Source organism: Janthinobacterium longum, from assembly GCF_051380735.1.
Taxonomy (GTDB): Bacteria; Pseudomonadota; Gammaproteobacteria; order Burkholderiales; family Burkholderiaceae_D; genus Janthinobacterium.
Genome location: NZ_JBNYXQ010000008.1, coordinates 216380 through 233600, shown reverse-complemented (window position 1 = coordinate 233600; position 17221 = coordinate 216380). Strand labels below are relative to the sequence as shown.

Below are 17221 nucleotides of genomic sequence, written 5' to 3'. Positions count from 1 at the left end.
CCTTGTCTTAGTTGCGGGCATGCGACAGCTGGAAGCCGGCGATGCCGTCGAAAGCGGCCAGCTCGGCCGACATGGCAGACAGGCTGGCGCCCGTGTTCTTGCCGTGGGCGATGGCGACGAAGCGCCATTCCTGCATGCCGTCGGTGCAGCCGATGGCCAGCGTACCGCCTGCGATGTCGTAGCCACGGCTGGCAGCCATGCGCCGCAAGGCATCTTCGCGTGGCACGAAGTCGCGCTTGAAGCGCATGGTGATGGCGATGGCATGGCGCGAGGGCAGCCAGTTCTCCAATTTTGACAGAAAAATCATCGCCATCGCGCACAGGAAGGCCAGGCCCATGGCCGACAGGTAAAAGCCGATGCCTACCATGATGCCGATTACCGACGAGGCCCAGATCGAGGCCGCCGTCGTCAGGCCGCTGATATTGAAGCCTTCGCGCATGATTACGCCGGCGCCCAGGAAACCGACGCCGGTGACGATGCCCTGGATCACGCGCGTCGGGTCGCTGCCGACGATGTTGCCATGGCCGCCGTACCAGAACTCCGGGTAGCCACCGAGCACCGTCAGCGCGGCCGAGGCCATGCACACCAGGCTGTAGGTGCGCATGCCGGCCGCGCGCCCGTGATACGAGCGCTCATAGCCGACCAGCAGGCCCAGCAGCAAAGCGCCGAGCAGGTTCATCAGGATCACGCCATTGGTCGCCAGCTCGGCCGGCGACCAGTAGGCGCGCAGGAAGTCGATGGTCGGCATCTAGGGTTTTTTAGTCAGCTGCTTTTCAAACGCCACATCGAGCTTGCTGACGCGGCGCGCCTTTTGCGGACCCAGCGCGTTGACAAAGGCCACAAAGGCGTCCAGTTCCAGCGGCTCGCACAAGGGCGGCAAGCCCGGGCCTTCGGTCAGGAAAAACAGTTCGTCACCGGTGCGCGCCATCGTGTACAGGCGGTTGCCGGTGCGTTCCTTGAGCCGCTCGATGGCGGAGGTGGCGCGTGTCGATCGCATCAGATGGCTCCCGTGCGTTGTTCCAGCCACGCCAAAGCGTCGCCAGCCAGGTGCGGCGCCAGGCGCGCGCGCACGGTGGCGTGATAGTCGTTCAGCCAGGCCGCTTCGTCGTCGCGCAGCAGGCTGCGCTCGATGCAGCGCGTGTCGATCGGACACAGGGTCAGGGTTTCAAATTTCAGGAATTCACCAAACTGCGACGATGGCGCGGACACGTTCAGCACCAGGTTCTCGATCCGGATGCCCCACTGGCCGGGGCGATAGATGCCAGGTTCGACCGAGGTGATCATGCCCGGCTCCATCGCCGTTTGCGGCTCCGGCATGGTGGACTGCGAAATCGACTGCGGCCCTTCATGCACGTTCAGGAAAAAGCCCACGCCGTGGCCGGTGCCATGGCCGAAATCGATGCCTTCGGCCCACAGCGGCGCACGGGCGATGGCGTCGAGCATCGGCGACTTCACACCGCGCGGGAACTGCGCGCGCGACAGCGCGATCATGCTGCGCAAGACCAGCGTGAAATCGCGCCTGTGTTCGGTGGTAATGGCGCCTACCGGTACCACGCGCGTGATGTCGGTGGTGCCGCCCAGGTACTGGCCGCCCGAGTCGATCAGCAGCAGGCCGTCGCCTTCAATCGTGGCCGCAGTCTCTGCATGTGCGTGGTAATGCATGATGGCGCCGTGGGCATTGAAGCCGGCGATGGTGCCGAAACTGGGGCTGACAAAACCGGCGCGGCGCGCGCGGCATGCCGTCAGGTGTTCATCGATGCCGATTTCCGTCAAGGGCGCGCGCTGCGGGTCAACCAGGGTTTTGTCGAGCCAGCTGAAAAATTCGCACAGTGCTGCGCCATCCTGCTCCATCGCGGCGCGCACATGGGCCGCTTCGCTGTCGGTCTTGCGCGACTTGGCCAGGGTAGTGGGGTTGATCGCCTCGATCACGCGCACGCCGTCGGCGACGGCCTGGCGCGTGCCGTAGGTAACGCGGCGCGGGTCGAGCAGCAGGCTGGCACCGGCCGGCAAGGCAGCCAGCGCGTTTGCGGCCTGTGCATACGGCGCCACATCGACGCCCTGCTCTTCGAGCACCGCGCGCAGCGCGGCGGGCAGCTTGCCGTCGGCAACAAACAAGGTCGCGCGCTGCGGCCCCACCAGCGCATGGGCCAGGAACACCGGGTTGTAGCTGACGTCGGCGCCGCGCAGGTTGAACAGATACGCAATATCGTCGAGCGTGGAAATCACATGGTGGCTGGCGCCGTGGGTGGCCATGCTGGCCCTTGTTGCCGCCAGTTTTTCAGCACGTGGCAGGGCCGGATACGGCGCGCCATGCTCGAAAATGGCGGCATCAGGCAGCGCCGGGCGGTCGGCCCACACGGCATGGAGCAAATCGGTATCGGTGCGCAGCGTAACGCCTTGCGCCAGCGCCTGCTGCAACAGGCGCGCATTGGCCAGGCCCAGCACGGCGCCATCGACCGCTACCGTCTGGCCGGCCTGCATGGTGGCGCCCAGCCAGTCGATAAACAGCACGCTCGCACCGGACGGAATTTTCTTCAATGCGATGCCGCTGCCGGCCAGTTCCGTTTCTGCCTGTTCCCAGTAGCGGCCATCGGTCCACACACCGGCAAAGTCCTGCGTGACGACCAGAGTACCGACCGAGCCCGTAAAGCCGGACAGCCATTCGCGGCCCTGCCAGTGCGCGGGCAGGTATTCGGACAAATGCGGATCGGCGGAAGGGACAATATAGGCGTCGATTTGCTGGGCACGCATGGCAGCGCGCAGCGAGGTCAAACGGGAGGCGGGATTACTGTGAACGGATGTCTGCATGGCGGCGAGAAGGTGCGGTGCTGGGAAGCGACCATGATACTCCGATTGCCGGCGATACTGTACTCACTCTGCCTGCCGCGCAATGATCTGCGCGATCTGTTCGGCCGCTGGCGTTTCCAGCGCCATGGCATAGGCCAGCGTGCGGCAGGCGAGCGCCACTTGCGTGTCATTCAACAGATACGATAAAGCCTGCACCCATGCCCGCAGCGGTGCATTTGGCAGTACCGTGGCGGCCACGCCCAGGCGCCTCAGGCGCGCAGCATTGTCGGGCTGGTCGAAGGCAAACGGCACGATCAGTTGCGGTTTGCCGGCAGCCAGCACGGTGGCGCTGGTACCGATGCCGCCGTGATGGACAAAGGCGGCGGCCTGCCGGCTCAACAGATCGAACGGTGCATAGGCTGCATGATGTACCGATGGCGGCAACACGGCGGGCAATTGCTCGCGGTAGGGCGTGACCACCACCACGCGCAAGTCCAGGCTGCTTGCAGCGTCCAGCGCGCGGCCGATAAAACCGCCCCCATGTGCCATCGCGGAACCGGGCGTGACAACCAGCGGTGCTGCACCGGCATCGATAAAGCGCTGCAAAGCAGGATCAAGCTGGCCATCGGCCGCCGGCATGCGCGGAAAGCCGGTACAGACCGTATTGGGCGGCCAGTCCGGCTGCGGCGCGGCAAACCAGGCGGGAAAGGCGCAAATTACCTGCTGCGGCGAATGCAGCCAGCGGCTCATCACGTGCCGCACGGGCGCCAGGCCCAGCGTCGCGCGCAGGCGGTTGATGGCCGGGCGCACCACCGGGTCCAGCATCAGCCGTTCCACCATTCCCAGCACCAGCCGTACCACCGGGCGCGGCAGCGAGCGGGGCCAGACCAGGCCACGCCGCACCGAGGTGTCATGCGCCGTCAGGAAGCACGATGGCGCCAGATGCACGGTCACCAACGGCACGCCGTGCGCTTCCTGCAGCAGCCGCCCCGTCAGCCCCAGGGTGCTGGCGACGATCAGCGTCGGCTTTTGCTTCACCAGCGTCAGCTGCTGCGCATAGGCGGTGGGCAAATGGCGCGCCATATGCTTCCAGATGGTGGCAAAGCCCCTGACCGGATGCCACAGGTCTGGGTCCATCACGCTGGCGTCCAGTTCTTCCTGGCTCAGGCCCGACACAAAATGCAGGCCGGCGCGCTCGACACGTTCGCGAAAATTCGCCGTCGCCATCAGTGTCACTTCCATGCCGCGTGCGCGCAGCGCCTGGCCGATCACGATAAACGGGTAGACATCGCCGGCGCTGCCGACAGCGAGGATCAGGATGCGGCGCATCTCACCCCTTGAGCAGCTGGCCGGCCAGACCGGCGATTTTTTCCAGCAGCGCCTCGTCGTGCGGCAACCAGGGCACGGCGCCCAGTTTGCCGCCTTTGGCGGGCACTTCCACCACCACTTCGGCGCCGTCCAGCGTGACCCTGCCGGTGGCCAGGTGGATCGCGTGCCGGCCCACCATCAGGTGACGCGCTTCGACGGCCATGCGGCCGGCCTCGATCTGCTGCGCAAATACCTGCCGCAAGATATCGCGCCGCATGCCCACCATCGGCCCCGTTTCCAGGCCGGACAGGTAAAACAGCCGCTGTTCGCGCTGCGCGCTACGCTCTTCTTCGACCAGCGCAAACGCGCTGGCGCTGACCAGCAAATCGACCGCCCGGCACGCTTCGGAATACGCCACCGGCGCCATCTGGCCGGGCGCCACTACCCGCCAGCGGCTGGCCACGCGCTCCTGCAACACCAGCGCGCCCGAAGTACAAGCGCCTTGCGCACCGGGATAAATGCGCCCTTCGAGCAGCAAGGTCACGCGCCAGGCGCCGAACTGGCGCGACAACCCTTCATCGTCGTCAAGCCGCCAGCCTTCCCTGCGCGCCAGTCCCAGCAAGGTGCGAATCGACAGCAGCATTCCGGCAAACGGTGCGCCGCCATCGTCCGGCGGCAGATACACCTCGCGATAAGCCTGGCGCACGCTTTGGCGCAGGCGCCGCTGCGTGACCAGCGCCTGCCAGGCAGCGCGTTCCTGCATGCTTGCGTGCAGCGGATGCCACAGGCTGATATCGCCTTGTTCGGGCAATGCCAGCGCCTGGCCATCCGCATCGATGGCGCCCTCCCCGGCCAGCATGAACGCCACGCCGTCGCCGCCGCGCCAGATCAGGCTGCGCGCCACGGTGTCGATATCGGCGTCCTCGCGCAGGGTGCGCCACTGCGCCAGGGCCAGCCCAACTTCGCCGGCGTAGCCCGCTTCCAGGCGGCGCGCCAACACGGCCTGGCGCCGTTTGCCCATAGGGCCGGGCATGCCGGCCCGCCAGGCGATATCGGGCCGTTCGGCCAGCGCCCGTTCGGCCGGCTTCAGGTTGCGTTCCAGTTTTTTGCGGATGCCCGCATGGCGCACCTGCTCCAGCGCGGTGCGCAAGGCCAGCAGGCTTTCCGGCGTGGGGATGGTTTCCACCGCATGGCCCAGCGCCATTGCCAGCGACTGCGACGGTGCGCTTTTTGCCGTGCCGGGCGCCACGCATGCCAACGGCAGCAAGGTGGTGACCACGGGCGCGAACCAGGCTTCGTCGCGGTAGGCGGCCAGCCGGGCGGCGCGCGCCAGCACCGGCGTGTCATGCCGCGAAAACGCGGCGTCGGCCGCATACGGCACGCTGCCGTCATGGATGGCCGCGATATGGCGCGTCGCCTGTTCCAGTATCGTGCGCGCAAAATCGATATAGGCCGCGTCGCCGGCCAGTACCTCGGCCGGGTCAGGTTCGCCGATGCTGTCGCGGTTCCAGAAGCTGCTATGGCGCGAGCCGGCCAGCGCCAGCAGCGAATCGTGCTTCAGTTGCGCCAGCAACGCCATTTCCTGCATGGTCAGCGGCATCGGCTCGCGCGCGTGCGCCGCCGCCATCTCCTGCATGAACAACGCTGGCGCATCGTCGCCAGCCAGGTGCGCCAGCAGCCAGGCCTGGTAAGGGTAACCGGCCCAGTGCGAGGGCTCGCCCAGTATGCGCCGTGCCTGTGCCGCCGTGCCTGCCGGCACTTCGCCTTGCAAACAGGCCAGGCAGGCTATCGCGTACTCCCACTGCCAATGGTGATCACCGGCGGCATCGAGCGCGTCGAGAAACACGGCGCCGGCCAGCACCGGCGCCAGGCCAGCCCTGGCAGCCTGGGCCAGCAGCCGCGACGCCAGGGCGCGCCGCTCCGGATCATCATGGCCGAAGCCGTCGGCGCGGTGCAGCGCGCCCCAGATGACACCGAGTTCCTCGGGTGTCCAGCCGTCCAGATCGACAGGCGGGCCGGTGAAGCGCGCATGGTCGACGGGTGCACCATCAAGGCGCGCGCGCAGGGCGCTGGCGCGGGCGGAGATATCAGTGTTCATCGTTGGCCTCGTAGCGGCGCAGGCCGTCCAGATCAAGCACACGGATGCCGCCGTAATCGAGGCGCAGCAAGCCCTGTTTTTCCAGCACCTGCAAAGCCTGGTTGGCGCGCTGGCGCGAGGAGCCCGACAGCAGGCCGATCTCTTCCTGCGACAGCTGCACCAGCGTGTCCACGCCCGGGTACAGATGCGAATTGAACATCGACGCCAGGCAGCGCGCCACGCGCGTGTTGATATCTTGCAGGCGGTCATTTTCCACCATGCCGATAAACTGGCCCAGGCGCTCGTTCAGCTGCATCAGCAAAAAGCGCGTGAATGGCAGGCTGGTGTCGAGCAGCCAGTGAAAAGTGGCGGCCGGCAGGCGCGCCACGCGCGTGTCGCGCACAGCGATGGTGTCGTATTTGCGGATCTCGCGTTTCAACAGCGAGCCTTCGCCAAACCAGCTGCCGGGCGGCATGCCGGTAAAGGTCATGGCCTTGCCCGAGGCGGAAAAATTATTCATCTTGACCATGCCGCTGATGACGCCTATCCAGTGCTCGACCGGCTCGCCCTTGCGGCAGATGAAACCGCCTTTTGGCGTAAAGCTCTCGAAGGTGTCGGCCTCGACGCGGGCCAGTTGACCGGCGTCAAGCAGCCGCGCCCAGTTGGCTGCGCGCACGGCATCGGTGAGACTGATTTCAGCTGTGATCATTGTGCGATGCACCATCGAAAAGTGGGTAAATGTCCCCGAAAAGACAACTCGTCATACCTGCGCAAGCTACTATCATTGCACAAACGCCGTACACATAAAAACACAGAGTGCCACACAACGAGGTGGCGCCTGAGACACGCAACAGGAGACACTGGTGCAAAACAACACAGCAATGCCGACTTTTCCCCGGCGCCTGGTGCAGCATGGCGCCGTTCGTCCCGACAAACCGGCTTTCCGCGAAAAATACCTGGGCATCTGGCAAACCTGGACCTGGCAGGACGTCAATGCCGAGGTTCGTGCGCTGGCCTGCGGCCTGGCCGCGATCGGCTTCCAGCGCGGCATGAATCTTGCCATTATCGGCGACAACCGCCCGCGCCTGTACTGGGCCATGCTGGCCGCGCAAAGCCTGGGCGGCGTGCCGGTGCCGCTGTACCAGGATGCGCCGGCGGCCGACATGGCCTACGTGCTGCAGGACGCGCATATCCAGTATGCCATCGTCGAAGACCAGGAACAGGTCGACAAGCTGCTCGAACTCAAATCACTGTATGCGAACGTGGCCCATATCGCGTATGACGATGAGCGCGGCATGCGCCACTACCACCAGCCCGAACTGATGTCGTTCGCCGGCCTGCAGGCGCTGGGCCGCGAGTACGACCGTGACCATCCGGGCTTTTTCGAGGCAGCCGTGGAAGCGGGCCGCGGGCTGGACTCGGCCGTCATCCTGTACACCTCGGGCACCACCGGCAAACCCAAGGGCGTCTGCCAGAGCCACACCGCCTTGCTGTGCGCCGGCGAAGGTGGCGTGGCCTTCGACAAGCTGACCGACGAGGAAGACATTTTGTCTTACCTGCCGATGGCATGGGTAGGCGACTGCCTGTTTTCGCTGGCGCAGGCGATGGTGGCGGGCTTTACCGTCAACTGCCCGGAGTCCGGCGATACGGTGATGATCGACATGCGCGAAATCGGCCCGACCTGCTACTTTGCGCCGCCGCGCGTGTTTGAAAACATGCTCACCAGCGTGATGATACGGATGGAAGACGCCAGCAGCATCAAACGCCGTATCTTCAGCCATTTCATGGACGTAGCCAGGCGCTGCGGCGCGCAGATTTTGGACGGCAAGCCAGTCTCCCTGATGGACCGCCTCAGCTACCAGCTGGGCAATGTGCTGGTCTACGGCCCGCTGAAAAACGTGCTGGGACTGTCGCGCGTGCGCGTGGCCTACACCGCCGGCGCGGCCATCGGACCCGACCTGTTCCGCTTCTACCGCTCGATCGGCGTCAACCTCAAGCAGCTGTACGGCTCGACCGAAACCTGTGCCTACGTGTGTTTGCAGCCGGACGGCAATATCAAGTTCGACAGCGTCGGCCTGCCGGCGCCCGGCGTGGAAGTCAAACTGGCGGCCAACGGCGAAGTGCTGGTCAGGTCGCCGGCCACCATGAGCGGCTACTACCACCGCCCCGAAGCCACCACCGAAGTGATCGACGCCGACGGCTACTTTCATACCGGTGACGCGGGCGTGTTCGACAGCGAAGGCCATTTGAAGATCATCGACCGCGCGGCCGATGTCGGCAAGCTGACCTGCGGCGCCATCTTCGCGCCCAACTATATCGAAAACAAGCTCAAGTTCTTCCCCTTCATCAAGGAAGTGGTCGCCTTCGGCCATGGCCGCGACCAGGTCTGCGCCTTTATCAATATCGATATCGAGGCGGTCGGCAACTGGGCCGAGCGGCGCGGCATTGCCTACGCCGGCTATACCGACCTGGCCGCGCGCGAGGAAACCTATGGTCTGGTGCGCGATTGCATCGAGCAGGTCAATGCAGAACTGGCGGCCGATCCGCTGATGGACCGCACGCAAATCCACCGCTTCCTGGTGCTGCACAAGGAACTGGACCCCGATGATGACGAACTGACCCGCACGCGCAAGGTACGCCGCAAATTCATCGCCGAAAAATACGCGGTGCTGATCGCTGCCCTGTACGAGGGCAAGACCTCGCAGTTCATCGAGACCCAGGTCAAGTTCGAGGATGGCCGCACCGGTTCCACCAGCGCCGACCTGCAGATCTGGACCAGCAAAACCCGGCCGGCCCTGGGCCTGGCAGCATGATGGAGCAAGCGACGATGCCTATGAATGAACCCGACGTCCACTTCGGCACCGAGCGCAAGACTGGCCCCGTGATCCTCGACCTGAAAAATATCTCGCTGTCATTCGGCGGCGTGAAGGCGTTGACCGATATCTCGTTCGACGTGAAGCAGCACGAGATCCGCGCCATTATCGGCCCCAACGGCGCCGGCAAAAGTTCGATGCTCAATGTGATCAACGGCGTTTATCGCCCGCAGCAGGGCGAGATCATCTACCGCGGCGAACACCGGCGCGGCATGGACTGCTACCAGGCCGCCAAGTCCGGCATTGCGCGCACGTTCCAGAACATCGCCCTGTTCAAGGGCATGACGGTCCTGGACAACATCATGACCGGCCGTAACCTCAGGATGAAATCGAGCTTCCTGCTGCAGGCCCTGTACTGGGGACCGGCACGGCGCGAGGAAATAGAGCACCGCAAGAAGGCCGAGGAAATCATCGACTTCCTGGAAATCCAGGCGATCCGCAAGACCCCGGTGGGGCGCCTGCCCTACGGCCTGCAAAAGCGCGTCGAGCTGGGCCGCGCACTGGTGGCCGAACCGGAAATCCTGCTGCTCGACGAACCGATGGCCGGCATGAACGTGGAAGAAAAACAGGACATGTGCCGCTTTATCCTCGACGTCAACGACCAGCTGGGCACCACCATCGTGCTGATCGAGCATGACATGGGCGTGGTAATGGATATCTCGGACCGCGTGGTGGTGCTCGACTACGGCAAGAAGATCGGCGACGGCACGCCGGACGAGGTGCGCAGCAACCAGGATGTCATCAACGCGTACTTGGGTAGTGTAGCCGGGAATTCAGGCAGCACGCTGCCTGCCGGCGAAACGACCTGCCCGTAATCGGGCAGGGCTATCCGCACACCACACTGGAAGACTCATGAATATCAATTTTTTCTTTGAAGTGCTGATCGGCGGCCTGCTGTCGGGCGTGATGTATGCACTGGTGGCGATCGGCTTCGTGCTGATCTACAAGGCCTCGGGCGTGTTCAATTTTGCGCAAGGCGCGATGGTGTTTTTCGCCGCCCTGACCTGCGTCGGCATCATGGACAAATTCGGCCTGTCGCTGTGGCTGGCGATACCGCTGACGATGGTCACCATGATCGTATTGGGCATGGCGATCGAACGGGTGGTGCTGCGCCCGCTGGTGAACCAGCCCGAGATTACCCTCTTCATGGCCACGATCGGCCTGGCGTTCTTTATCGAAGGCCTGGCGCAGCTGATGTGGGGCTCGCAGGTACACAAGCTGGACCTGCCGATCGAAGACGTGCCGATGCAGTTCTTGATGGATAACTTCAACATCATCATCTCGCAGTTCGACGTGGTGGCGGCCGGCATCTGCGCGCTGCTGGTGATCTGCCTGGCCCTGCTGTTCTCGAAAACCAAGGTCGGCCGCGCACTGCGCGCGGTGGCCGACGACCACCAGGCGGCGCTGGCCGTGGGCATTCCGCTGCAGCGCATCTGGGCCGTGGTGTGGGGCGTGGCGGGCCTGGTGGCGATGGTGGCGGGCCTGTTGTGGGGCGCCAGGAATGGCGTGCAGTTCGCGCTCACCTTTATCGCCCTCAAAGCGCTGCCGGTGCTGATCCTCGGCGGCTTTACCTCGATACCGGGCGCGATTGTCGGCGGCCTGATTATCGGCGCGTCCGAAAAACTGGCGGAGGTATATATCGGCCCGATGGTGGGCGGCGGCATCGAAGGCTGGTTCCCGTATGTGTTGGCCCTGCTGTTCCTGCTGGTGCGCCCGGAAGGCCTGTTCGGCGAAAAAATCATACGGCGCATCTGACGCCTGCCCCTGCACAATGCTATCGCAAAGGACCACCCCATGATCTACCGTGAAGCCGGACAATTCAAGACCAGCTACCAGGACGACAACCAGATCTTCCCGATCCGCCAGGACCGCCTGGCACTGACGGCGACTTTGATCGCCGCCGTCTTCCTGCTGCCGTATTTCGCCTCGCCCTACATCCTGTCGGCGATCATGATCCCGTTCCTGATCTTCGCCCTGGCCGCCCTGGGCCTGAACATCCTGACCGGTTACGCAGGCCAGCTGTCGCTCGGTACGGCCGCCTTTATGGCCGTCGGCGCATTCGCCTCATATAACTTCATGGCGCGCCTGCCTGGCCTGCCGCTGCTGGTGTCGTTTATCCTCGGCGGCCTGTGCGCGGCCATGGTCGGCATCGCCTTTGGCCTGCCTTCCTTGCGCATACGCGGCTTCTATCTGGCTGCCTCCACGCTGGCAACGCAGTTTTTTGTCGTCTGGTGCCTGACCAAGATTCCCTACCTGACCAACTACAGCTCGTCGGGCGTGGTGACGGTGCAGCCGATGCAGATCCTCGGCTACCAGTTCGATACGCCGCAAAGCAAATACCTGCTGGTGCTGGCCATCGTCGCAGGCATGGCGCTGCTGGCCAAGAACATGATCCGCTCGAACGTGGGCCGCTCTTGGATGGCCGTGCGCGACATGGATATGGCGGCCGAAGTGATCGGTTTCAGGCTGATGCGCACCAAGCTGCTGGCGTTTGCCGTCAGCTCGTTCTACTGCGGCGTGGCCGGCGCCCTGTATGCCTACGCCTACCTGGGCACCGTGGAGCCGGAAGCCTATAACCTCGACCTGTCGTTCCGCATCCTGTTCATGATCATTATCGGCGGCGTCGGTTCCATCCTCGGCTCCTTCCTCGGTGCCGCCTTTATCGTGCTGCTGCCGGTGTTTCTGAACATCGTCGCGCACGGCCTGTCATTGCCCACCAGCGTGGCCTCGAACCTGGAACTGATGGTGTTCGGCGCGCTGATCATCTTCTTCCTGATCGTCGAGCCGCACGGCCTGGCCAGGTTGTGGCAGATCGCGAAAGAAAAATTGCGGCTCTGGCCTTTCCCCCACTGATTTTGCAGTCGATGTCGGTTCTGTTGAATACCAAATAAAACAAGAGGAGACACAATGAAACACATCAAATCGCTCATGCTGGCCACCGCCTTTGCCACTGCCGGATTGACCATTGCCGGCACCGCGCAGGCGCAGGATCAGTACATCGCCCTGCCGTCCTACCGCGTGGGCCCATATGCGGCCGGCGGCTCGGGCTTTTACGGCGGCATCATCGATTACTTCAACCTGGTCAACCAGGCCGGCGGCGTCAATGGCGTGAAGATCAGCTGGGAAGAATGCGAGACCGAATACAACCCCTCGCGCGGCGTGGAATGCTACGAGCGCCTGAAAACCAGGCAAGGCGGCGCCACCCTGGTCGAAACGCTGTCCACCGGCGTTGCCTACGGCATCCTGGACCGCGTGGCGCAGGACAAGATCCCGATGACCATGATCGGCTACGGCCGCTCGGACGCCGCCAACGGCAAGGTCTTCCCGTATGTCTACCCCCTGATCTCCAGCTACTGGAGCCAGGCCGCCGCCATGATCAAATACCTGGGCGACAAGGAAGGCGGCATGGACAAGCTGAAAGGCAAGAAAATCGTCCACCTGTACCACGACTCGGCCTTCGGCAAGGAGCCGATGCCGGTGCTCGACGCGCTGTCGAAACAGTATGGCTTCGAGCTGATCAAGATTCCCGTCGCGCCGCCAGGCAGCGAACAGCAGTCGCAGTGGCTGCAGATCCGCCAGGCCAGGCCAGATCACGTGATCCTGTGGGGCTGGGGCGTGATGAATTCGGTGGCCATCAAGACCGCGCAGCGCAACGGTTTCCCGCGCGAGAAAATGCTCGGCGTGTGGTGGGCCGGTTCCGAGGAAGACACGATTCCATCGGGTGACGCGGCCAAGGGCTACAGCGCCATGACGTTCAACACGCCCGGCAACTACCCGGTGCTCGACGATATCCGCAAAAAACTGTACGCATCCGGCAAGGGCAACCTGGCCGACCAGTCGCGCATCGGTTCGGTCTACCATATGCGCGGCGTGACGGCCGCCATCCTGTGGGTCGAAGCGATCCGCACGGCGCAGGAAAAATTCGGCAAGGGCAAGCCTATCACCGGCGAGCAGATGCGCTGGGGCCTGGAAAACCTGAACGTCGACGACGCACGCCAGAAAGCCGTCGGCGCGCTGGGCATGTTCCCTACCGTGAAAACCAGCTGCGACGATCATGAAGGCTCGGGCGCCGTCAAGGTGCAGCAGTGGGATGGCAAGAAATGGACCGCCATCACGCCAAAATGGATCGTCGGCGACAAGGCACTGGTGCGCAAACTGGTCGAGGAATCGTCAGGCAAGTATGCGGACGAGAAAAAGATCACGCCGGCTTGCATGAAGTAAGCAAAAAAAACGGGCCGGCCGCTGCCGGTCCCCTGTTTGACATTTTGAAGAAGCAGCCATGACACTCACTGCCACGCAAACGCCGGACATTCCTCCGCCCTATTTGTCGGTCAACAATATCGAAGTCATCTACGACCATGTGATCCTGGTTCTCAAGGGCGTGTCGCTGCAGGTCCCGCAGGGCAAGATCGTCGCCCTGCTCGGTGCGAATGGCGCCGGCAAGTCGACCACCCTGAAAACCATCTCGACGCTGTTGCGTGGCGAGCGTGGCGACGTTACCAAGGGCGAAGTGCAGTTCAAGGGCGAGCGCGTCGACCAGCTGACGCCGAACGAACTGGTAAAACGGGGCCTGTCACAGGTGATGGAAGGGCGCCACTGCTTCGGCCACCTGACGATCGAGGAAAACCTGCTGACCGGGGCCTACACGCGCAGCATTTCGCGCGGCGAACTGAAGGACGCGCTGGAGAAGGTGTATCACTATTTTCCGCGCCTGAAAACGCGGCGCAGCAGCCAGGCCGGATACACCTCGGGCGGCGAGCAGCAGATGTGCGCGATCGGCCGCGCGCTGATGGCCAAGCCGTCGATGATATTACTGGACGAGCCATCGATGGGCATCGCGCCACAGATCGTCGAAGAGATCTTCGGCATCGTCAAGGACCTGAACCACAAGGAAAACGTGTCGTTCCTGCTGGCCGAGCAGAACACCAACGTGGCGCTGCGCTATGCCGATTTTGGCTACATCCTGGAAAACGGCCGGGTGGTGATGGAAGGCCAGGCGCAGGATCTGGCCAGCAATGAAGACGTCAAGGAATTCTACCTCGGCGTGTCGAGTGCCGGGCGCAAGAGCTTTCGCGACATGAAGTTCTACCGCCGCAGGAAACGCTGGCTGGCCTGATCAAAAAACGCTCACTTTCAACGCGCCTGGCAGTCACGGACAACCGGGCGTGAGGACAAACACGCACTGACATTTGGAGAATGATAGCCATGACCGATACGCTCGACACCCTGGAAACGCGCACCTTTGAGGCGCGCGAAAGCGAATTGATGGCCGGCCTGCCGCAGCTGGTCGCACGCGCGCAAGGCGCGCCGGGATGGGCGCGCATCCTGGCCGGCGTCGATGCGGCCACCATCACCAGCCGCGAGGCACTGGCGCGGCTGCCCGTCACGCGCAAGTCCGACCTGAAACATCTGCAGCAGGGCGAGCCGCCGTTCGGTGGCCTCAATACAACGCCGAAACACGCCCTGGCGCGCGTGTTTGTCTCGCCCGGCCCGATTTTTGATCCCGAAGGCCGCGGTAGCGACTGGTGGCGCTTTGCGCGGCCCATGTACGCGGCCGGCGTGCGCGCCGGCGGCCTGCTGCAGAACTGCTTTTCGTACCACTTCACGCCGGCCGCCTTTATGGTCGAAGGCGGCGCCGCGCGCATCGGCTGCACCGTGATCCCGGCCGGCATCGGCCAGACGGAAATGCAGGTGCAGGCGATGGCGGACCTGAAACCGGACACCTATGTCGGCACGCCGTCGTTCCTGAAACTGATCATTGAAAAAGCACGCGAAATGGGCGCCGACATCAGCAGCGTCAGGCAGGCCCTGATGGGGGCCGAAGCGCTGCCCGAATCCTTGCGCAGCTGGTTTGCCGCCAACGGCGTGCCGCATGTGTTCCAGACCTATGCCTCGGCCGATATCGGCAGCATCGCCTATGAAACGGCCAGCAACGGCAAGCTCAATGCCGGCATGGTGGTCGATGAAAACGTGCTGCTGGAAATCGTCCATCCGGGCAGCGGCATCCCCGTGGCGCCCGGCGAAGTGGGTGAAGTGGTGGTCACCGTCTTCAATGCCGACTATCCGCTGATCCGCTTTGCCACCGGCGACTTGTCGGCCGTGCTGGTCGATGCACCGGCCTCGCCGTGCGGGCGCACCAATACCCGCATCAAGGGCTGGATGGGCCGTGCCGACCAGACCACCAAGGTGCGCGCCATGTTCGTCCATCCGTCGCAGGTGCATGAGGTAGCGCGTCGCCATCCGCAGATCCTCAAGGCGCGCCTGGTAGTGTCGGGCCGCATGGCCAACGACGAGATGACCCTGCATTGCGAAGTGGAACAGCCGGGCGATGGTGCGGGGGTGGAAGCCATCGTCACATCGATCCGCGAACTGACCAAGCTGCGCAGCGAGGTGCGGCTGGTGGCCCGTGGCAGCTTGCCACTGGACGGGAAAATCATCGACGACGTGCGCGACTACACATAGCGCCATAGCACGCATGAGCCAAATTGCGGGATAATATCGGCATTAACCATTAGCCCCGTTTATCGCCATGCAAGAGTCCATGCAAGAATTTCATCACAATCGTGCCCGCGATCTGCTCAAGAACGCGGAGCTGCTGTTTGACCAGGAAGCCGTGCAGGCATCGATCACGCGCATGGCCGATGTGCTCAACGCGCGCTACAACGCCGAAGGCACCAAGGACTTCCCGCTGGTGCTGGGCGTGATGGGCGGCGCGGTCGTGTTTACCGGCAATCTGCTGCCACAGCTGAGCTTCCCGCTGGAGTTCGACTACATCCATGTGAGCCGCTACGGCGACGATGACAAGGGTGGTGAAGTGGTGTGGAAAGTCATCCCGCGCTCGAACGTGGCGGGACGCACCGTCATCGTGCTCGACGATATCCTCGACGAAGGCGAAACGCTGGCCCACGTCAAGCAGCGCCTGCTCGACATGGGTGCGGCCGAAGTCATCCTGGCGGTATTCGCCGACAAGGCAATTGGCAAGAAAAAGCCGGTGCAAGCCGATATCGTCGGCCTGGTGATCCCGAACCGCTTCGTGGTCGGTTTCGGCATGGATGCGTATGGCTACTGGCGCAACCTGCCGGGACTGTGGGCGATCAAGCCCGAGGATTTGAAGCAGGAATAAGCCATCTTGCAAGATGGCTTATTCCGGGGTCAGACCCGTCGGGTCTGACCCCAGCCTTTACGTTTTACAGCTTCAACCGCGCGCGCGCCGCCTCATATTCGGCCGTCAAGCGCGCCACCATCTCGGCCACCGTGGGTACGTCGTCCATCAAGCCCACGCCCTGTCCAGCGCCCCAGATATCGCGCCAGGCCTTGGCGCTGCCAGAGCCGAAATTCATTGCGCTTTTGTCCGCTTCCGGCAGCGCTTCCGGATCCAGCCCGGCCGCTTCGATCGATTTTTTCAGGTAGTTGCCGTGCACGCCCGTAAACAAATTCGTGTAGACGATGTCGGCCGCGCTGGACTCGACGATGGCGTCGCGGTAGCCGTCGCTGACGTTCGATTCTTTCGTCGCCAGCCAGCGCGAGCCGATGTACGCAAAGTCGGCACCCATCGCCTGCGCGGCCAGTACAGCGTCACCGGTGGCGATCGAGCCAGACAGCGCCAGCGGGCCGTCGAAGAACTTGCGCACTTCACCAACCAGCGCGAACGGCGACAGGGTGCCCGCATGGCCGCCGGCGCCGGTAGCGACCAGGATCAGGCCATCGACACCGGCTTCCAGCGCCTTTTTCGCGTGGCGGATCGAGATCACGTCGTGCAGCACGATGCCGCCATAGCTGTGGATGGCGTCAAGCATTTCCTTCGGCGGCGCGCGCAGCGACGAAATGATGATGGGAACACGGTGCTTGACACACACTTCCACGTCATGCGCGAGGCGGTCGTTCGACTGGTGCACGATCTGGTTGACGGCGATCGGGCCCACTTTTTTATCGGGATTGGCGGCCTGGAAGGCGGCCAGTTCGGCTTGCAGGTCGGTCAGCCAGGTGTCGAGCAACTCGGCCGGGCGCGCGTTGAGCGCCGGGAAGGAGCCGACGATGCCGGCCTTGCACTGCGCCGCGACGAGGGCCGGACCGCTGGCGATAAACATCGGCGAGGCGATAACGGGAAGGGACAGGTTTTGCAACGCTACAGGCAATGCCATGGCGGACTCGCTGAAAAGTTAATTGGACTATCGGA

General features: G+C 63.7%; 15 protein-coding genes. 8 read left to right on the top strand and 7 right to left on the bottom strand.

Features of this window, described 5'->3' with window-relative positions; all coding sequences use genetic code 11:
* Positions 1-7: 7 nt before the first annotated feature.
* From ACQ4WM_RS19750 to ACQ4WM_RS19725, 6 genes are all read right to left on the bottom strand, one after another.
* A complete protein-coding gene (locus ACQ4WM_RS19750; RefSeq protein ID WP_436548355.1) occupies positions 8-748 on the bottom strand; it encodes an MgtC/SapB family protein in 741 nt (246 codons plus the stop codon).
* Positions 749-997, bottom strand: coding sequence for a hypothetical protein (locus tag ACQ4WM_RS19745; protein WP_312435111.1), 249 nt, complete (start codon positions 995-997; stop codon positions 749-751).
* Positions 997-2808: an aminopeptidase P family protein gene (locus ACQ4WM_RS19740; RefSeq protein WP_436548354.1), complete on the bottom strand. Its 1812-nt coding sequence runs from the start codon at positions 2806-2808 to the stop codon at positions 997-999. The genes ACQ4WM_RS19745 and ACQ4WM_RS19740 overlap by 1 nt, the downstream gene beginning before the upstream one ends.
* A 63-nt stretch (positions 2809-2871) precedes the next feature.
* Entirely contained in the window at positions 2872-4116 is a 1245-nt protein-coding gene (locus ACQ4WM_RS19735; RefSeq protein ID WP_436548353.1) for a glycosyltransferase, read from the bottom strand.
* A gap of 1 nt (position 4117) precedes the next feature.
* The gene (locus ACQ4WM_RS19730) at positions 4118-6193 is read right to left on the bottom strand and encodes a DUF4132 domain-containing protein (RefSeq protein WP_436548352.1); all 2076 of its coding nucleotides are present in this window, start codon (positions 6191-6193) and stop codon (positions 4118-4120) included.
* A complete protein-coding gene (locus ACQ4WM_RS19725) occupies positions 6183-6881 on the bottom strand; it encodes a Crp/Fnr family transcriptional regulator (protein ID WP_436548351.1) in 699 nt (232 codons plus the stop codon). Before ACQ4WM_RS19725 ends, ACQ4WM_RS19730 begins: the two co-directional genes overlap by 11 nt.
* A gap of 172 nt (positions 6882-7053) precedes the next feature.
* Between ACQ4WM_RS19725 and ACQ4WM_RS19720 the strand changes: the two genes are divergently transcribed.
* The 8 genes from ACQ4WM_RS19720 (at position 7054) to ACQ4WM_RS19685 (ending at position 16168) form a co-directional block, all read left to right on the top strand.
* Positions 7054-8985: an AMP-binding protein gene (locus ACQ4WM_RS19720; RefSeq protein WP_436548379.1), complete on the top strand. Its 1932-nt coding sequence runs from the start codon at positions 7054-7056 to the stop codon at positions 8983-8985.
* A gap of 14 nt (positions 8986-8999) precedes the next feature.
* On the top strand, positions 9000-9860 hold the full coding sequence (locus ACQ4WM_RS19715; protein ID WP_436548350.1) for an ABC transporter ATP-binding protein: 861 nt from the start codon (positions 9000-9002) through the stop codon (positions 9858-9860).
* A 43-nt stretch (positions 9861-9903) separates the two neighbouring features.
* Complete coding sequence (locus ACQ4WM_RS19710) at positions 9904-10800, top strand: branched-chain amino acid ABC transporter permease (protein WP_436548378.1); 897 nt, start codon at positions 9904-9906, stop codon at positions 10798-10800.
* A gap of 39 nt (positions 10801-10839) precedes the next feature.
* Positions 10840-11898: a branched-chain amino acid ABC transporter permease gene (locus ACQ4WM_RS19705; RefSeq protein ID WP_436548349.1), complete on the top strand. Its 1059-nt coding sequence runs from the start codon at positions 10840-10842 to the stop codon at positions 11896-11898.
* 54 nt (positions 11899-11952) lie between these two features.
* Positions 11953-13266 (top strand): ABC transporter substrate-binding protein, encoded by a 1314-nt coding sequence (locus tag ACQ4WM_RS19700; protein WP_436548348.1) that lies wholly within the window; start codon positions 11953-11955, stop codon positions 13264-13266.
* A gap of 58 nt (positions 13267-13324) precedes the next feature.
* On the top strand, positions 13325-14161 hold the full coding sequence (locus ACQ4WM_RS19695; protein ID WP_436548347.1) for an ABC transporter ATP-binding protein: 837 nt from the start codon (positions 13325-13327) through the stop codon (positions 14159-14161).
* A gap of 89 nt (positions 14162-14250) precedes the next feature.
* Positions 14251-15507 carry a phenylacetate--CoA ligase family protein gene (locus ACQ4WM_RS19690; protein ID WP_436548346.1) on the top strand — a complete coding sequence of 419 codons (1257 nt, stop codon included), beginning with the start codon at positions 14251-14253 and terminating at the stop codon, positions 15505-15507.
* 79 nt (positions 15508-15586) lie between these two features.
* The gene (locus tag ACQ4WM_RS19685; RefSeq protein ID WP_436548345.1) at positions 15587-16168 is read left to right on the top strand and encodes a hypoxanthine-guanine phosphoribosyltransferase; all 582 of its coding nucleotides are present in this window, start codon (positions 15587-15589) and stop codon (positions 16166-16168) included.
* A 64-nt stretch (positions 16169-16232) separates the two neighbouring features.
* Here the strand turns inward: ACQ4WM_RS19685 and ACQ4WM_RS19680 are convergent, their stop codons facing one another.
* Positions 16233-17186 (bottom strand): NAD(P)H-dependent flavin oxidoreductase, encoded by a 954-nt coding sequence (locus ACQ4WM_RS19680; RefSeq protein ID WP_436548344.1) that lies wholly within the window; start codon positions 17184-17186, stop codon positions 16233-16235.
* Between the last annotated feature and the right edge of the window lie 35 nt (positions 17187-17221).